Annotated in this window: 13 protein-coding genes; 11 read left to right on the top strand and 2 right to left on the bottom strand. The window is 72.1% G+C overall.

Translation table 11 applies throughout. The annotated features are described in order from the left end of the window. Window positions 1-27 precede the first annotated feature (27 nt). The gene (locus ITX44_RS38625; RefSeq protein WP_205364309.1) at window positions 28-801 is read right to left on the bottom strand and encodes a hypothetical protein; all 774 of its coding nucleotides are present in this window, start codon (window positions 799-801) and stop codon (window positions 28-30) included. 674 nt (window positions 802-1475) lie between these two features. Here ITX44_RS38625 and ITX44_RS42900 point away from each other — a divergent pair. From ITX44_RS42900 to ITX44_RS38580, 10 genes are all read left to right on the top strand, one after another. After that, window positions 1476-3941: a choice-of-anchor P family protein gene (locus ITX44_RS42900; RefSeq protein ID WP_307795685.1), complete on the top strand. Its 2466-nt coding sequence runs from the start codon at window positions 1476-1478 to the stop codon at window positions 3939-3941. A 251-nt stretch (window positions 3942-4192) separates the two neighbouring features. After that, window positions 4193-5506 carry an NsdA family TPR-like regulatory protein gene (locus tag ITX44_RS38620; protein ID WP_307795684.1) on the top strand — a complete coding sequence of 438 codons (1314 nt, stop codon included), beginning with the start codon at window positions 4193-4195 and terminating at the stop codon, window positions 5504-5506. Window positions 5507-5522: 16 nt separating this feature from the next. After that, window positions 5523-6293, top strand: a complete 771-nt coding sequence (locus tag ITX44_RS38615; protein ID WP_205364304.1) for a toll/interleukin-1 receptor domain-containing protein — start codon at window positions 5523-5525, stop codon at window positions 6291-6293. A 41-nt stretch (window positions 6294-6334) separates the two neighbouring features. Next, window positions 6335-8248: a hypothetical protein gene (locus ITX44_RS38610; RefSeq protein ID WP_205364302.1), complete on the top strand. Its 1914-nt coding sequence runs from the start codon at window positions 6335-6337 to the stop codon at window positions 8246-8248. A gap of 70 nt (window positions 8249-8318) precedes the next feature. Continuing rightward, complete coding sequence (locus tag ITX44_RS38605; RefSeq protein ID WP_205364300.1) at window positions 8319-9569, top strand: hypothetical protein; 1251 nt, start codon at window positions 8319-8321, stop codon at window positions 9567-9569. A gap of 340 nt (window positions 9570-9909) precedes the next feature. Next, window positions 9910-11814 (top strand): putative Ig domain-containing protein, encoded by a 1905-nt coding sequence (locus ITX44_RS38600; protein ID WP_205364298.1) that lies wholly within the window; start codon window positions 9910-9912, stop codon window positions 11812-11814. A 131-nt stretch (window positions 11815-11945) separates the two neighbouring features. After that, complete coding sequence (locus ITX44_RS38595) at window positions 11946-12410, top strand: hypothetical protein (protein ID WP_205364297.1); 465 nt, start codon at window positions 11946-11948, stop codon at window positions 12408-12410. A gap of 128 nt (window positions 12411-12538) precedes the next feature. Next, window positions 12539-13522: a phosphotransferase gene (locus ITX44_RS38590; protein WP_205364294.1), complete on the top strand. Its 984-nt coding sequence runs from the start codon at window positions 12539-12541 to the stop codon at window positions 13520-13522. Between the two features lie 157 nt (window positions 13523-13679). Beyond that, on the top strand, window positions 13680-14663 hold the full coding sequence (locus tag ITX44_RS38585) for an alpha/beta hydrolase family protein (protein WP_205364292.1): 984 nt from the start codon (window positions 13680-13682) through the stop codon (window positions 14661-14663). An 85-nt stretch (window positions 14664-14748) separates the two neighbouring features. Then, a complete protein-coding gene (locus ITX44_RS38580) occupies window positions 14749-15399 on the top strand; it encodes a methyltransferase domain-containing protein (protein WP_205364290.1) in 651 nt (216 codons plus the stop codon). A gap of 54 nt (window positions 15400-15453) precedes the next feature. Here ITX44_RS38580 and ITX44_RS38575 read toward each other — a convergent pair whose 3' ends face one another. Continuing rightward, complete coding sequence (locus ITX44_RS38575) at window positions 15454-16263, bottom strand: DUF4253 domain-containing protein (RefSeq protein WP_205364288.1); 810 nt, start codon at window positions 16261-16263, stop codon at window positions 15454-15456. Between the two features lie 155 nt (window positions 16264-16418). On the opposite strand from ITX44_RS38575, the gene ITX44_RS38570 reads away from it, so the two are divergent. Next, window positions 16419-16598: a hypothetical protein gene (locus ITX44_RS38570; RefSeq protein ID WP_205364286.1), complete on the top strand. Its 180-nt coding sequence runs from the start codon at window positions 16419-16421 to the stop codon at window positions 16596-16598. The last annotated feature ends 169 nt before the right edge of the window (window positions 16599-16767 follow it).

Genomic DNA, 16767 nt, shown 5'->3' with positions numbered 1-16767 from the left:
GGATTTACGAACCGGGCGCCGTCCGGCTCAGCTCCACTCGGTCTCGTGGCTGACCAGGTGGTGGTGGGCGTCGTACTGGTCGACGGAGGCGATGGTGTGCCCGTCGGGGATGGCCACCGCCCACGCGCGGTACGAGGTGCCGCGTACGGAGACGGCGGGCGCCTCCAGCCGGGTGCCGTCGGTCAGGGTCACCACGCCCGAGGCCACCGTCGCCTCCGGGTTGGACACGAACAGGCGGGTGCCGGACGTGCCCTTGTCCTGGAAGCCCCACAACCCCTCTTCACCGCTGCCCTGCGGGTCGTGCGGCCCGGACAGCGGCTGGCAGTCGGCCCAGGGGCCGCCCTGGTGATCGATCAGCACCCCGCCGATCACCATCCGCTGGCACAGCAGCGCCTTCGGCTCGGGCTGGTCCGTGCCCGGGACCGGCTTCCAGCCGAAGTCCGCCGGCAGCGTCGGGTAGTACTCCAGCGTCACCGACCAGTTGACGCCGTCGACCACGCCGTGCGCGATCGACTGGACGACCTTCGCGTCGGACTCCGCCCGGCCGGCCGCCGCCGCGCGAGCGGCCTGCGCAGCCCGGGCCGCCTTCGCGGCCGCGAGGTTGTGCGCCGTCCGGGCGGCATCGGCTGCGTGCGACGAGGCGGCGGGGCGTACGGGGGCGGACACCGACGACGCGGGGCCCGCGGAGCCGTCCCGGACATCGCGTCCCGCCGCGTTCGCCGAGGCGGCGAACGTCAGCCCCCCGACCGCGGCGATGGCGGCGCCCGCCACGGTGATCTTCTTCATGCGGCTCGAAGCCACGGATCCGTCTCCTTCACTGGTCCTTGCGGTCATGCGTTGACCGAGAGCGTTCACGCCGCCCGGCACGGTTGCCGGGCGGCGCCCCCGGCCGGCACACCGGGCCCTGTGTGCCGGCCGTCCGGCACACCCGGGTGGGGCCTGCCGGACGGACGTCCACCCGTAGGTACTCCCGTTCGGCGCTCGGGGGTTGCACGGTGCGCGGGTTCTTTTGTCGCGGCCCCGGTGCCGCTCCCCGTAGCCCTTGGCGCCGCTGTGCCGCCCGCGGTCCGGGCCGGTGCGCGCGGCGCGGCGTACGTCATCCCGTACGACCGCGCCCGCACCCCGTCGTCACACATCCCTTACGCCCGCGGCGCATTGTGCCCGCCGCCGGTCGCGGGTCCGGTGAACGGAATTGCGACGCCTGCGAATTGTGTGACGCACCCGTGAGCATTCCGCGCGGGGAAAGGCGGGGATCCGCGGAATAAATGTGATGACGCTGTGCGCGGACCATGAATGCGGCCGGGGGACCCTTCACCGCGGTTCGATTGACAGGGCGTCAGCCCGCTGATTCCTTGGAGGGCAGACCAATTGGCGCCCTTTGGCGTGAGCCAGGCGCGAAAAACCGGTGTTGCCGGCCGCTGCCTGCTGCCGCCGGTGCGGGAATTCGGCGGGGGCGCGAACGGAAGGAGCGGCTCGTGCGGACGGGGGAGCGGGGATTCCGGCTGCTGACACTCGTGGCCGCGCTGGTGTTCGTCGTCGGGCTCGGCACGGCGGGGGCCGCCCCGGCGCCGGCCGCCCGCGCGCTCGCCGCCGTACCCTCCGCGCCGGCGGTCGCCGCGCCCGCTGCCGCCGGTGACGACCAGGCCGCCGCCACCCTCGCGGACGACGCCTTCCACCACTGCCTGGCCAGCGACTACGACGGCAACGTCACCATGCGGCCCTGCGCGCCCGGCCAGGACGACCACTTCGCGCAGTGGCAGGGCGTCGGCCACACCCTGGTCGACGTGCAGACCGGGCTGTGCCTGGACGGGAACGACCGCGGCGACATCTACACCCGCCCCTGCGATCCGGCCGGCCGCAACCCGTACCAGGAATGGCGCCGCAACACCCAGGAACGGGCGATCTTCAACCCCACCACGCAGCGGGCGCTGAGCGCGGACGACACCGGCGCCGTCGGCGGCGCGTACCTCGGGCTGGACCGGCAGCACTGGACGGTCACCAATGTCTCCGGCCCGTGCGCCATCGAGCCGTTGACCCTGGTGGTCGACAAGGTGCTGCCCGAGGAGTGGGACTACATCGCGCCGCTGCCGCCCGCCCGCAGCCCGGAGGGCCTGGGCGGCCACTGGAAGTGGTCGGTGCAGATCGCCCAGGGCACCACCAGTTCGGCCACCACCACCAACCACATGGGCCTGGAGTTCTCCTACGAGGCGCTGAAGGCGTCCGCGTCCCGGGACCTGGCCGAGCAGACCAGCACCTCGATCACCGTCACCGTGACCGCCGACTTCGACCGCGTGGTCCCGGCCGGCGAGCAGATGATCGCCGTGTACGGGGTGCACAAGCGCCACCTCGTCTACCACTGGCACCGGGTGGCCAAGGACTGCACCGACCTGGACAGCGGCCCGTACGACATGGTGCTGCCGTACGCCCAGGAATTCGCCTGGAACTGCGAAAGGGCGCTCGACCCGGACTGCAAGCAGAAGATCGAGGCGGCGAACGCGGGGCCGGGCAGCAACGGCGTACGGATGACCGCGGCCGGCAGCGACGGCGTACGGATGGCCGCCGCCGGCAGCGACGGCGTACGGATGACCGGGTCCGGCGGCAGCGACGGCGTTCGTACGGTCGTGGCCGGCGACGGGACGCGGGCGGCCGGCCCGTACGCCCCGAACGTACGGCCCGCGTCGGCCGAGCAGGTACGGGCCGCGCCGGACGCCGGGCCGCTGTACGTGTACGAGCCCACGCTGAAGGCCACCACCGGCGGCGCGCCCAACCCGCCGCCGGCCGAGCCGAAGCCGACCCGCGTCGCGTACACCGGGCCGCGGTCCGCGGACTACCACGTACCCTTCGTCGCCTCCGCGCGGGTGACCAGCGGCGGCGCCCCGGTGCCGGCGGGCCGGGTGGAGTTCACGCTCGGCTCCGCCTCCTGCGGCACGACGGTGGACACCTCCGGCGCCGCCGCCTGCCAGTTGACCCCGCGCGACCGGCCGGGCCGCACCACGCTGCGGGTGCGCTACTCCGGCACCCAGGACTACGCGGCCTCGTCCGCGGACGTGCCCTTCACCGTCAACAAGGAGCCGACCAACCTCGCGTACACCGGCACCACCCACCTGGCGAACGGCGAACCGGCGCGGCTCGCCGCCCGCCTGACGGAGGGCGAGGTCGGCCGCGGGCCGATCCGGGGCCGCGGCGTACGACTGGCCCTCGGCGCCGGGGCGAGCGAGCAGGCGTGCACCGCCACCACGGACGCGGACGGCACCGCCGCCTGCACGGTCCCGTCGGTGGGCCAGCCGCTGACCGATGCCGCGACCGTCCCGGTGTCCGCGGACTTCGCCGGCGACGCCTACTACCTGGGCTCGCACGACACGGCCACCGCGCGCCTGCAGTACTACACCGGCCGGGCCACCGGCCTGACCGCCGCGGTCCGCCTCCCGCTGCTGTCGCTGAACGCCGGGCCGACCCCGGACACCGGCCTGATCCGTACCGCCACCGCGACCCGCACCGCCACTCCCTGCGCGGCGGCGGCCGGCGTCCTGCTGGTGCACGCCGACGCGCTGTGCCCGTCGGTGGTCACCACGCTGTCCCCGGGCACCGTACGCGCCGAAGCCCGGCTGCAGAGCGTACGCATCGGCCTGCCCGGCCTGCCGCTGATCGAACTGTCCGGCATCACCGCGACCTCGACCAGCACATGCGAGTCCGCCCACGGCTCGGCCACCCTCACCCTGACCGTCGCGGGCCGCCCGATCCCCGTCCCGGCCCGCCCGAACACCACCCTCGGCCTCCCGCACGGCCTGCGCCTCACCCTCGACGAACAGTCCCCGACCCCGGACGCGGACACGGGCCTGACCGTGACCGCCGCCCACCTCGTCCTCCCGGCCCCCGCTGCCGCCGCCCCGGTCGACATCACCATCGCCTCGGCCACGAGCGCGGCCCACAACTGCCACTGACCACCCCTCCCGGTCCGCCCCCCGGGCGGACCCCTCGAACCGCCTCCCCCCTCCCCGGGCGACCCGCGACGGGCCGGCTCGTCGCCACCGGGTCCCACAGGTACCGAAAAGGCACTCTCGACACAGCCGTGCCGTATCGGATTGCCTCAAGTGCCCCGAAGGTCTCAGAAGTGGAAACGGGAAACAGCACGGTCGCCTTGTCCGGCCGGCTCGGGCTGCCGCAACCTGGCAGCCGGCTGCCGGAACAGGCAGTGACGGAGGTTCAGGTGGGGGAGCACCACTACGGGTTCGGACCGGAACTTCGCCGGCGGCGGCTTGCCGCCGGCCTCACGCTCGCCGGTCTCTCGGCGCGCGTCCACTACAGCAAGGCGCAGCTCAGCAAGGTCGAGCGCGGGCTCAAAGCACCGAGCAGGGAACTGGCGACCCTGTGCGACACGGTGCTCCGGGCCGACGGCGCGCTGACCGCCCTGGTGCCCGATCGGCCGGACCGGCCGGACCGGCCGAGGGTGGAAACCGTGACCGACAGCAACGAGGAGGTGTGGGTGATGGGGATGTCCGTGAACGGCCGGGACACGTTCCGGTCGGCCGGACGCAGACAGGTGATGGCCGTCGGCGCGGCCTCGGTGGTCGGCCTCGGCATCGGCGGGCGCGGCGTCCAGCCGGACGCCGAAGGAGAGCGGCTGCTGGAGGTGTCCCGCCCGCTCTTCGACCAGTACCGGCAGCTGGGGCAGACGGTCGGCACCGAACTGGTGCTGCCGCTGCTGGTGGCCCAGACCCACAGCTTGCGGGAGGCAGCCGCCGTCGCCGGCCCCCGGGTGCGGGAGGCCCTGCTCCGGCTCGCCTCGCGCTATGCGGAGTACGCCGGCTGGCTCATCCAGGAGACCGGTGACGACCGGGCCGCGCTGTGGTGGACCGAACAGGCCGCCGCGATGGCGAACGCTGGGGGAGACCGCGATTTCGCCGCGTACGCCCTGGTCCGGCACGCCCTGGTGACGCTCTACCGAGGCGACGCCCCGGCCACGGTCGCCCTGGCCCGGCGTGCCCAGGACAGCGGCCTGCCCCCACGGATCCGCGGACTGGCCGCCCAACGGGAGGCCCAGGGGCACGCCCTGGGCGGCGACCACGACGCGGCCATGCGGTCCCTGGACCGGGCCCGGACCCTGCTCGCCCGGCATGTCCCCGACCCCGGAGCCCCCGTGATCGGCACCACCAACCTGTCCGACCCGGTGGCGATGATCACAGGGTGGTGCCTGTACGACCTGGGCCGTCCGCTGGCCGCCGCCGAGACGATGGACCGGCAGATGGCGCAGGTACCGGGCCACGCCTTGCGTACCCAAGTCCGCTACGGAATCCGCCGCGCGCTCGCCTACGGCACGGCAGGGGAGATCGAGCACGCTTGCGAGCTCACCCGCCCGCTGCTCGCAGCCGTCACCACCGTCCGCTCCGCGACCGTCGCGGCCGACCTGCGGCAGCTGGCCCGCGTCTTCGCCCGCCACCCCCGCAACCGCGCGGTGCGCGAACTCGCGCCGGAATTCGGCGCATCCCTGTCCACACCGACCAGCTAGGAGAGAACACCCGCTCATGGCCGAGATCTTCATCAACTACCGCACGGGTGACGGCGACCGGACCGCCGCCGCCATCGAACGCGAACTGGCCCACCGGTTCGGCGAGGACAAGGTCTTCCGCGCTTCCCGCTCGATCCGGCCGGGGGAGCGTTTTCCGCAGCGATTAGTCGAAGCCGTACGGCGTAGCACGGTGGTGCTAACAGTGGCCGGCGCCAGTTGGTCCCGCTCGAGGAAGCTGCACGACGAGGACGACTGGGTGCGCCGGGAGATCGTGGAGGCGCTTGCCTGCGGCATTCCGGTCATCCCTGTTCTGGACGGCCGCGACGTCCAACGGTTCAGCACCGACGACCTGCCGCCCGAGCTCGCCGACCTGGCCGAGGTCCAGTCCCTGCGGTTCGATGTGCACAACGGCAACGCGGACTTCACCCGGATCGGTGACGAACTCGCTCAGCTCGTGCCGTCGCTCCGCGCCGCGGACCGGACCGCCCCCCGCCGGCCGGCTCACGAGGCCGGCGTGGCCAACACGATGGGCGACGTGCACGGCCCCGGCACGCAGGGCCGGGACTTCACCGGTGACGTGGGCACGGTCATCAAGAACCCCAGCGGGAACGTGCACACGGGCACCGGCGACATCAACGCGCAGCGGTATTCGGGGAATCACTACTCCGGGAACTCCCAGCACTCCGCGGGCGACGGCGCCATCAACGTGTCCGGCGACATCAGCGGCGGCATTGGACAGCACTTCGGGGGCCCTCGGCGACGGCCGGAGGACGAGGACGAGCAGTGAGCGATTCGTACAGAACGTACGTCACGGGCGCACCAGGGGCCATGCACTCCGGCGCTGGGGACCAATACGTCACCTTCTACGTGCAGTCGATCGGCGACGGCACCCGGCGGCGGGACCGGCGCGCGGTCGCCGAGGACCAGCTCCAATGGCTGCGGCGGCGGTTCGTCCACCCCATGGGATTCGCCCGGGCCCGGCAATTGCTCGCGGCTCACAACACAGTGCTGCTCACCGGTTCGGTCGGCAGCGGGCGCACCTCTGCCGGGAGGATGCTGCTGCACGAACTGCCGCGCGACGCGGGTACGGTGCACGACCTGCTGGTGGACGACAGGCAAGGACACTCCCGGCTGGACCCCGAACAGGTCGGCACCGGCGACCGGCTGCTGCTCGACGTGTCCAAGCTCGGGGATCCGCTGTGGACCGAGGTGCACGACGAACTCCCGGGTCTGCGCAAGACCGTGCAGGACCGCCACGCCCACCTGGTGGTCGTCCTGCCGCAGGTCGGCCTGCGCGGGCTGGGCCAGGACCTGGGCGCATACCGGGCGGAGATCGGGGATCCCGACCGGATGCGGGTGCTCCAGCGCTGTCTTCGGCTGGCCGGCCTGCATCCGTCCGAGACTCTGGAGCCGTCGTCGGACCTCATCGGATTCCTCGACCATCGCCCGCCGATGGGGGAGGTCGCGCGCCTGGCCGATCTCATGGCCCGGGCCCGAGACCGCGGCAACGGAGCCTTCGCTCAGTGGGCGAAGGAGGCCCTCAACGCGCTGAGGGACCGGAGCAGCGACGTCACCAAGCTCGTGGCATCGCTGCGCGAGAGCCCACAGCGGGCGCTGCTGATCACCGTCGCCATGCTGCACGAAGCGCGGTCCGACGCCATGTACGAGGCCGGCCGGGACCTGCTGCGCACCGTCGGATACCGCGAAAGCGACCGGCCACTGCTCGAACGCGCCGATCTCGCCGAGCGGTACGAACAGATCAAGGCCGGAGCCGATTCTCTCGGGCGGGTGACCTTCGAGGAACTGGGCTACGACGAGGCCGTGCGCAGCCACTTCTGGCGTTACGCTCCCGACCTGCGGGACCGGCTGAGCACATGGGTGGGCAGCACGGTAGCCCTGGACAAGCTGTCCGACGACGACCGGCAGCGGCTGGTGGCCCGCTTCGCCGAGCAGCGCCTGAGCGGCGACAGTGCCGAGGGGCTGATCAGGGCGGCCGTTCGGTGGACCGAATCACCCCAGCACCGATCTCGCTCCGCCGCGGCGGTGCAGGCATTCGGCGTCGCTCTCGACGACGACCGGCACGGTGCCGAAGTCCGGTACCGGCTTCGGCAGATGGCCGCCGAAAATGCGCTGACCGATGGGCTGGTGCCCGTACTGGTGACCGTGTGCGAGAACCTCCTGGCGGTACGCCATCCCGATCAGGCCATGGTCCGACTGCACCACCTGGCCCGGCGCGAACGGGACGGCACGCTTGCCCACGACGCCCTCCTGCGCCTGGTACGGGACGACCCGCGGCTGCTGCGCCGGCTGCTCAACCGGCTGGCGCGGGTCTTCGGGAGCGGCCCCCGGCCGGCCGACTTCGCCGTTTTCCTCGCACTGGCCGAGCCCGGTCTGCTGACGGCGAGCGGCGCCGGCGGGTGGCCGTTGCTCGCCGAGGCGGGTGCGCGCCGGGACCTGGTCACCGGATGGAACGCGGTGCTGGGCAGTCGTCCGCGTGAGACGTGGCGCGGCCTTGCCCACCGGTGGTTCGACGCGACGCGTACGCAGTCGGAACTCGCCGACGCGTTCCTCGACGTATTGGTCGCCGCCGGGCAGGGTTCAGGACTGCTGCTCGGCCGGCTCTATGTGACGGTCGGTGAGTGGGCTGCTCAGCGCCGCGACGAACAGTCGCCTGCCGCGCCCGTGGTCGCCGATCACCTCTACAGCAAGATCAACGAAGCCCAGGGCATTCGGGGCGAGTGAGTCCGCCCGTGAAACGACCGGGCGGAACAGTGGACCGGGGAGAGAAGTGATGAGTTCCGGCCGTGGGACGGTGGCAGTTTTCCTGACCGTCATCTGTGAGCTGCTGATTGCCGTCGTTGTCCTGTTCGCGCATCTGGGCGTCTGGGTCTGGCTGCTGTCGGCCGTGCTGCTGCCCGTCGTGCCCGCCACGGCTGCCGTCATGGCGGGGCGTCGGCCCGGTGCGATGCCGCCGGACCTGGCGGCCAGCCTGCCGATGGCGCCGGTGGAACGCCTCGAGCAGCGCGTCACACATGTGGTGCTGCCCAGCAGTTGGCCTGACTACGATTTCCGGTTCAGCGCGACCGTACGGTGGTCTCCCACCGGCGCGCTGGACAGCGAGCCGATCGTCAACGCTGCGGGGATGGCCGTCGAGGCAGTCCTCGATCGCGCCCGGCGGATCACCGAGCAGCGTGAACCCACCAGGGCTTCCCTGGTGCAGCACGAACTCAACGGTGCCCTGGGCAGGCTGCAGCCGGACGACACCGGCAGCCTTCAGGTGATGGCCGAGGCCGTGGTCCTGGCCCTTGCCGAGGCGGATCAGCAGCGCCTGGACAAGCTCGCCACCGTTCGGAAGGACAAGGCGGTCTGGGAGCACGAACGCACCTACGAGCAGAGCAGGCGTGAATATTTGGGCCAGGACGTGCTGAAGGACCCGGGCAGCGCCGTGGTCTGGTGGCTGGCGAGGAACGAGGACCACGTCGAGAAGACCGTGGGCGACATCGGTCTGCTCGCTCAGCTCTCGTCGGCGGCCAACAACGCCGATGTCCCCGAGCAGTTCCGGCATTTCGTCGACCAACCGCCGCTCGGCGTGAACCGGTGGGCGGGCGCCTGGCAGGCCGCGCCCTCCGTGGCGCCGGAGCCGGACGAGGATGCGGCGGAGCCCGCGGAGGAGGGACCGGAGAAGTCGGCTGCCGACCATTACGGCGATTTCCTGCGGGCCATGTTCCCCGACCGGGACGACGCGCGGATCCCGCTGCTGACCCGCCGGGTGGCTGAAGCCGTGGCGGCGAACGACATGCGGGATACGGCCGACGAGTTGCTGAGGCGCTTCGAGGTCACGGCGCCGAAGGAGGACGACGAGGGTGCGGCGCCGGACACCGGGGACGGGCCGGAATGGCCGGACGTCGAGGATCCCGCCGGGGGGTGCCGGCAGCCGTTGAAGCCCGGTTCGAGCGGTTCGGTAGATGGGCGGTCAATGGAAGATGTTCCGCTGGTCAAGAGATTGCTCAGCCAATGGTCAAGCTGTGCAAAGGCTGTGGAAAGGCGACTGGGCGGCGATTGACCGGATCACGTCAAGCTGTTTCTCTGTTCGGCAGTACGTCACGCCTCACCTGCCGGACCGTCGGAAGGGCACTCGCGGGCGGTCGCGTCCCACCACGCGGCCTTCGTCATGGGTACTGCACGTCGCACCGCCGCTTCACGGGTGACATCCCGTCAGTGCCCCACCTCCGGGCGGGCTCTGCGTGACCGTCGGCGCCGCGTGCTGCCCGGGTGACCGTTCCGGGGGGTCGGTGAAATGCGCCGGGCCGCGGCCCGGTGGTGCGTTCCGTCCTGTCCCGTGCAGCCGGCGCCCGGCCCGTCCGTGGGTGCCGGGGGCAACCCCAGAAAGGTCCGTCCTGAATATGGGCAAAACCCGTCTCGGCAGAGCTACGCGCGTAGCCTTTACCGGCCTCGCCGCGGCCTCCCTTGCCACCGGCGCCATGCTCGCCGCCGCACCCCTGGCGTCGGCCGCGCCGGCCGCTCCGCAGAGCAGCACTCACGCGGTCGCCAACCCGTACAGCCCCGCGTACAACCACCCGTACCGGCACGGCGCGGTGCCCACCGTCCAGCAGAACGCGAAGATGAAGAGCTGGCAGGCCGCGCAGCCGGCCGCGACCGGCCCGGAGACGCTGTCGTACGGCGGCGGCGTCGACGGCATCGGGGTGCAGAGCGGTCACTCCAAGGTGTACCTGGTCTTCTACGGCACCCAGTGGGGCACCCAGGGCACCAACAGCAGTGGGGACCTGACCTTCTCCGGTGACCCGGACAACGCCGCCCCCGTGGCGCAGGAGATGTTCAAGGGCATCGGCACCGGCAACGAGCTCTGGTCGGCCGACCTCACCCAGTGGTGCGACGGCCCCAACGTGGCCTCCGGCGCGACGAGTTGCCCCAGCAACGCGAACTTCGTCCCGTACCAGAGCGGCGGCGTGCTGTCCGGCGTGTGGTACGACAACTCGGCCGCCTCGCCCAGCGCGGCCTCCGGCCACCAGCTCGGCACCGAGGCGGTGAAGGCAGCCAGCCACTTCGGGAACACCACCGCGGCCTCCAACCGGTACGCGTACTACGTGATCCTCTCGCCGCACGGCACCAACCCGGACAGCTACCAGAACCAGTACTGCGCCTGGCACGACTGGAACGGTGACTCCACGCTGACCGGCGGCGCCGTCTCCTCGAGCGTCGGCGACATCGCGTTCAGCAACCAGCCGTACAACATGGACTCGGGCGCGGGCTGCGGCGTCGGCTTCGTCAACTCCCCGGGAACCCTTGACGGCTGGACCATGACCCTCGGCCACGAGTGGCACGAGGAGATGTCGGACCAGAACCCGGCCGGCGGCTGGACCAACCACACCTCCAGCTCCTACAGCGGCCAGGAGAACTCGGACGAGTGCGCCTGGATCTCGGCCGGCCAGGCCGGCGGCGCCGCCAACGTCTCGATGGGCACCGGCACCTTCACCGAGCAGGCGAGCTGGTCCAACGACACCAACGCGTGCGCGATCTCGCACCCGATCGTGGGCGGCGGCGGCACCGGCAACACGGTGACCGTGACGAACCCGGGCAGCAAGACGGGTACGGTCGGCACCGCGACCTCGCTGCAGATCTCGGCCTCGGACTCCGCCTCCGGCCAGACCCTGACCTACTCCGCCAGCGGTCTGCCCACCGGCCTGTCCATCAACTCCTCCACCGGCCTGATCTCCGGCACCCCGTCCGCCGCGGGCACCTTCAGCGTCACCGCCACGGCCAAGGACACGACGGGCGCCACGGGTTCGGCGTCCTTCACCTGGACGATCTCGGGCACGGGCGGCGGTGGCTGCACCCCGGCTCAGCTGCTGGGCAACCCCGGCTTCGAGACCGGCAGCGCCTCGCCGTGGACCGCGTCCTCCGGCGTGATCGACAACAGCACCGGTGAGCCCGCGCACTCCGGCTCCTGGAAGGCGTGGCTGAACGGCTACGGCACCACCCACACCGACACGCTGTCCCAGACGGTGACGATCCCGGCCGGCTGCACCACGGCCAACTTCACCTTCTACCTGCACATCGACACGGCCGAGACCACCACGACCACGGCGTACGACAAGCTGACCGTGACCGCGGGCTCGACCACCCTGGCCACGTACTCCAACCTGAACAAGAACACCGGGTACGCCCAGAAGTCGCTGAACCTGGCGTCCTTCGCCGGCCAGACCGTCACCCTGAAGTTCACCGGCGCCGAGGACTCCAGCCTCCAGACGTCCTTCGTCGTCGACGACACCGCCGTCAACGTGAGCTGACCTCGCCCGTGACCCCGAGTCGTCTCGAGGTCGCCTGAGCTCCACCGTGTTCTACTGCGTTCCCGTCGCGGGGGCGGGCCGTCCGGTCCGCCCCCGCGATGTACGTTCCGCCGCCGATCCGCAGGAGCATCATGATCCGCCGCGCCGCCCTCGCCCCGCTGGCCTCGCTCGCTGCGGTCTGCTGCCTGGCCGTGGCCTGCTCCGCCACCGGGTCCGGGTCGGGGTCCGGGTCTGCGGGCGCCGGGCCCGCGTCGTCGCCACCCCCGCGTGCCGTGGTCCTCGACGAGCACGCGGCCGGTACGACCGTACGACTGCGCGTCGGCACGTCCCTGCTCGTACGGCTGCACAGCACGTACTGGTCCGCCCCGGCCGGCTCCGACCCCGCCGTGCTCGCCCCCGACGGCCCGGGCGGCGCCACTCCCGGCGGCAGGTGCGTACCCGGCGGCGGCTGCGGTACGTCCCAGGCCCGCTTCACCGCCACCCGCCCCGGCACCGCGCACATCACCGCGCACCGCACCACTTGCGGCGAGGCAAGGCTGTGCTCGCCGGCGCAGCGCCGCTACGAGGTCACGGTGATCGTGGCTGCCGCGGGTTGACGGAATTGGTTGACGCCGCCGTGATGCGTCGGCGCGCGCGAGACTGTCCATGTTCCTTGTCGCCACCCAGCAGTACGGCGAGGCCTGTGACGACCACGTCGAGGTCCTCGATCTCCTACGCTGACCCGATGCGCAGATTTGCCGAGGTCGAGGACCTGTCCGTGGTGGTGCGGGACGCGGTGGGGGGCCGGGTCGAAGAGGTGGAGCGGTTACGGGGCGGCAGCAAGAAGGGGGTGTACCGGGTCCGGGTGGACGGCGGCGAGGTCGCCGGGGCGGTCGTGTACCGGTGGGCGGGGGAGGAGAACTACTGGCCGGGGGCCGAAGCGGGCGATGCCGGGGATCCGTTCGCGCCGGCCTCGGGGCTCGCGCCGTTCTTGGCGGCGCAGCGGCACCTGGCGGACCTCGGGGTACGGGTGCCGCGCGTGCTGGGCGTGGCATCCGGCCGGGGGCCCGACGGGCGGACCGACACCGCCGTCGTCGAGGACGTACCCGGCGGCACGCTGGAGTCGCTCTTCGCGACCCAGCCCGATCGCGCCGCGGCCGCGCTCGCGGACCTGGCCCGGACGCTGGGCGTGATGGGGGAGGACCGCTCGTCCCGCTACGGCCGGGTGGATCTGCTGGCCGCGGGCGGAACCGCCCGCGGCACCTCGTGCGAGCAGATCGTGCTGGACCGGGCGCTGGACGACCTCGCCGAGGCGGCGCGGCGGGAGACGCGGATCGGGGACGCGTACGACAGGATGCGCGAGCGGCTGCTGGAACGCGCGGACCTGGTGGCGCCGCGTACCGACCACCGGCTGATCCACGGCGAACTCGGGCCGGACCACGTCCTGGTGGACGCGGACGGGCGGGCCGTCCTCATCGACATCGAGGGCCTGATGTACTTCGACCTCGAATGGGAGCACGTCTTCCTGCGGCTGCGCTTCGCGCACCGGTACCCGGCCCTGTCCCGGGCCGGCCTGGACCCCGGCCGGCTCGCGCTCTACGAGCCGGCCATGCGGTTGTCCCTGGTCGCCGGCCCGCTGCGGCTGCTCGACGGGGACTTTCCGGACCGGGACTTCATGCGGGGGATCGTCGAGCACAACCTGGCGGAGGCGCTGGTGCTGCTCGGGTGAAGGGTTTACGGCCGTTGACAAAGCGGAACGTCGCTCCGTATGTTTGGTGTCGGAACGGTGTTCCGCTTTCGGTCGTGCCGAAGCGGGACTGCCCGCATCGTCCGCCGCGGGTCGCACGGGACCGTGCGGCGCGGGCCAGTGAAGGGAAACCCGCATCATGAGCGAATCGACGTACGCGGCCGGCACCGCGACCTCACCCGCCGGCTCCGTGGACCCCGCCCCGGTGCTGTCGGTCGCTCCGGTGGTGCTGCCGGTGCCCGGCCGCCCGGTGGACCTGCACGTACGGGTCTCCGCGCCGCTGACCGGGAGCGAGTTGCCGGTCGTGCTCCTGTCGCACGGCCACGGGCGCTCGAACAACCTGTCCTCGCTGAACGGCTACGCCCCGCTCGCCACCTACTGGGCCGCGCACGGCTTCGTCGTCGTCCAGCCCACCCACCTGAGTTCGAGCACCCTGCGCCTGGACCCCGGCCATCCCGAGGCGCCGCTGTACTGGCGGTCGCGAGCCGAGGACATGTCCCGCATCCTCGACCGGTTCGACGCGATCGAGGCCGCGGTCCCGCAGTTGCGGGGGCGGGTGGACCGGAGCCGGGTCGCCGTGGCCGGGCACTCGATGGGCGGGCACACCGCGAGCATGCTGCTGGGCGCCCGGCTCACCGATCCGCTCGACGGCACGGAAGCGAACCTGACCGAGCCCCGGATCACCGCGGGCGTGCTGCTCGCCGCGCCCGGCAGGGGCGGGGACGCCCTCAGCGCGTACGCGGCCGAGCACTACACCTTCTTCCGGACCATGGACTTCTCCCGGATGACGACGCCCGCGCTCGTGGTCGCCGGCGACAAGGACGCCTCCACCCACCTGACGGTCCTGGGCCCGCGATGGCACACCGATCCGTACGTCCTCGCCCCTGGCCGCAAGTCCCTGCTCACCCTCTTCGGCGCGGAGCACGGCCTCGGCGGGGTCTCCGGATACGACGTCGCCGAGACCACGGACGAGAGCCCCGAACGGGTCGCCGCGGTCCAGCGGCTCACCTGGGCGTACCTCCGCGGTGAGTTCCACCCCGGGGACCCCGCGTGGCAGGCGGCGCAGGACGCGCTGACGTCCGGGCCCGATGCGGTCGGCCGGGTCGAGTCGAAGCAGGGCTGACGGGCAGGTCTGTTGACAGGGCTGGGCGCGCGGCGGGCCCGGAAACCCGGTCGCCGGCCGGGCGCGGTCGCCGTAGGGTGCCGCCGTGGACTGGAGCGAGTGGCACGACCATTACGACGTACCCGGCTCGTCGCTGGCCCGGCGACTGCGGGCGGTGCAGGAACAGGTCCGGATAGCCCTGGACGACAGCCCGCCCGGCCCGCTGAACGTGCTCAGCCTGTGCGCGGGCCAGGGGCGCGACCTGCTCGAGGTGCTGGCCGGCCACCCGCGCCGGGACGACGTGCGGGCCCGCCTGGTCGAACTCGACCCGCGCAACACCGAGGCCGCCCGGGCAGCGGCCCGAGCGGCCGGGCTGGACGGCGTCGAGATCGTCACTGGCGACGCCTCCCTCACCGACCACTACCTCGACCTGGCCCCCGCCGACCTCGTCCTGGTCTGCGGCCTGTTCGGCAACATCACCGACGAGGACATCGAGCGCACCGTCGACACCTGCACCTCCCTCTGCGCCTGCGGCGGCACCGTCATCTGGACCCGCGGCCGCAGCGCCCCCGACCGCTTCCCCGCCATCTGCACCTGGTTCGAGTCCCGCTCCTTCGAACGCCTCTTCATCTCCGCCCCCGACGCCGGCTACGGCGTCGCCGCCCACCGCTTCCACGGCTCCCCGCCCCCCTTGCCCCCGGCCGAACGCATCTTCACCTTCGTCGGCTACGACGTCCTCCACGGTTTCCCGCCGTAAGGGGCACGTCTTCGACGTCGGCACGGCCGGTGACCGGTCACCGACCGGGTCGCCTCAGTCCCACCAGAATCCCCAGCCGTGGTCGCCGATGATGCTTTCCGCGTAGGCCTCCAGGGTGTTGGGGTCGGCACCCTGCCAGATGGTGTCCGGGCAGAAGGCGAAGTGTTCGGCGGCTACGTGGAGGGCCTCCTCCTTGGTGGTCGGCGGGGCGGCCACGCTCAGGTGAAGGGTGCCGAAGTCGAGGGCGACGACGCGTGCGCCGAAGCGTTGTTCCCAGTCGCGGACGACCGCGGCGAACTTGGCCGTGTCGTTGTCGTAGTTGGCCGGCCCGGACCAGCCCATGGCGGCCAAGGCATCCGAGCCGCGGCCCGCGGCCACGAGTCCGAGCCGGACCTGCGGCCGGTGTGCGGCGAAGTCGTGCGCGAACTCGGCGGCAGTTTTCCCGGGTTCGGCCCCGGGCTCACGGCGGGGCGCAAGGCCCGGCCAGGCCGTGCCGAAAGGAGCGGTGACGGCCAGGCGTTCCTCCGCCGAGAGATCGTCGTCGTCCTCATCGGGCGCCGTGTACTGGCTCCACCATTCCGCCAGGAGCACGCCCGGGTCGTGCTTCCCGGGGGAGGACACGTACCCGGGATACAACTCGCCCGTCTCCCACGGCCGGAATGCGTCGTCCCCGCCGACCTCCGAATCGAGCAGCAGCGGCCACACCCCCGACCCCGGATGCGCCGCGTGCAACCGCTCCCACACCTCGCCCGGCACCGGCCCGTCGCTCAGCCACAGCACAGGCACCCCACCACCCTCGTCCGCCCTGATCAGCCGCCCCGGCGGCAACGGAACGTCGAGGGACCGCAACAGTTCGTCGTTCATGAGCCACAAGCTAGCCCGGGGGTACGACAACCAAGCCCGCGCCGAGGCATAGGACGGCCGAAACTCAAGTTCTGCTCAGAACGCGGTTGGCACCGTCTTCCCGGGCGCACACTGCGAATACAGGATGAGCAGTTGTACGGGAATCGGGGGGGACCATGAAGGCCTGGCTTTCCAGGAAGGGCAGCAGGCTGCTGGACATGATGTCGCAGCGCCGCAGGTTGGCGAAGTACCAGGACCCCGAAGCGCATCGCCGAGTCGCGCCGGACCGCGACTCACTGCTGCCGTCCAACCACACCCCGACGCCGATGCCCCCGATGGGCCCGTTCGGCAATTGACGTCCGACCCGGCCCAGCCGGCCCGGCCGCCACCGAACAGGGCCTAGTACTCCAGCTGCACTTCTCCATTTCCCCTGGTCACAGGGCCCTTTTGGAGTCTAGCTGGCTGACGTGCCGTCAGGTTGGTAGTGGTTCGTGACTCACCCGATCGGGTTGCGTTGAATCGGTC

The organism is Actinacidiphila acididurans (genome assembly GCF_016918855.1).
In the GTDB taxonomy this organism is placed as follows: Bacteria; Actinomycetota; Actinomycetes; order Streptomycetales; family Streptomycetaceae; genus Actinacidiphila; species Actinacidiphila acididurans.
The sequence above is the reverse complement of the archived record's forward strand: the minus strand, read 5'-3'. Positions and strand labels throughout refer to the sequence as shown.

What these genes read in the sequence shown, in the direction of transcription:
- ITX44_RS38615 (WP_205364304.1), top strand. Translation starts at nt 5,523, where the DNA reads ATGGCCGAGATCTTCATCAACTACCGCACGGGTGACGGCGACCGGACC.
- ITX44_RS38610 (WP_205364302.1), top strand. Translation starts at nt 6,335, where the DNA reads ATGCACTCCGGCGCTGGGGACCAATACGTCACCTTCTACGTGCAGTCG.
- ITX44_RS38600 (WP_205364298.1), top strand. Translation starts at nt 9,910, where the DNA reads ATGGGCAAAACCCGTCTCGGCAGAGCTACGCGCGTAGCCTTTACCGGC.
- ITX44_RS38595 (WP_205364297.1), top strand. Translation starts at nt 11,946, where the DNA reads ATGATCCGCCGCGCCGCCCTCGCCCCGCTGGCCTCGCTCGCTGCGGTC.
- ITX44_RS38590 (WP_205364294.1), top strand. Translation starts at nt 12,539, where the DNA reads ATGCGCAGATTTGCCGAGGTCGAGGACCTGTCCGTGGTGGTGCGGGAC.
- ITX44_RS38585 (WP_205364292.1), top strand. Translation starts at nt 13,680, where the DNA reads ATGAGCGAATCGACGTACGCGGCCGGCACCGCGACCTCACCCGCCGGC.
- ITX44_RS38575 (WP_205364288.1), bottom strand. Translation starts at nt 16,263, where the DNA reads ATGAACGACGAACTGTTGCGGTCCCTCGACGTTCCGTTGCCGCCGGGG.
- ITX44_RS38570 (WP_205364286.1), top strand. Translation starts at nt 16,419, where the DNA reads ATGAAGGCCTGGCTTTCCAGGAAGGGCAGCAGGCTGCTGGACATGATG.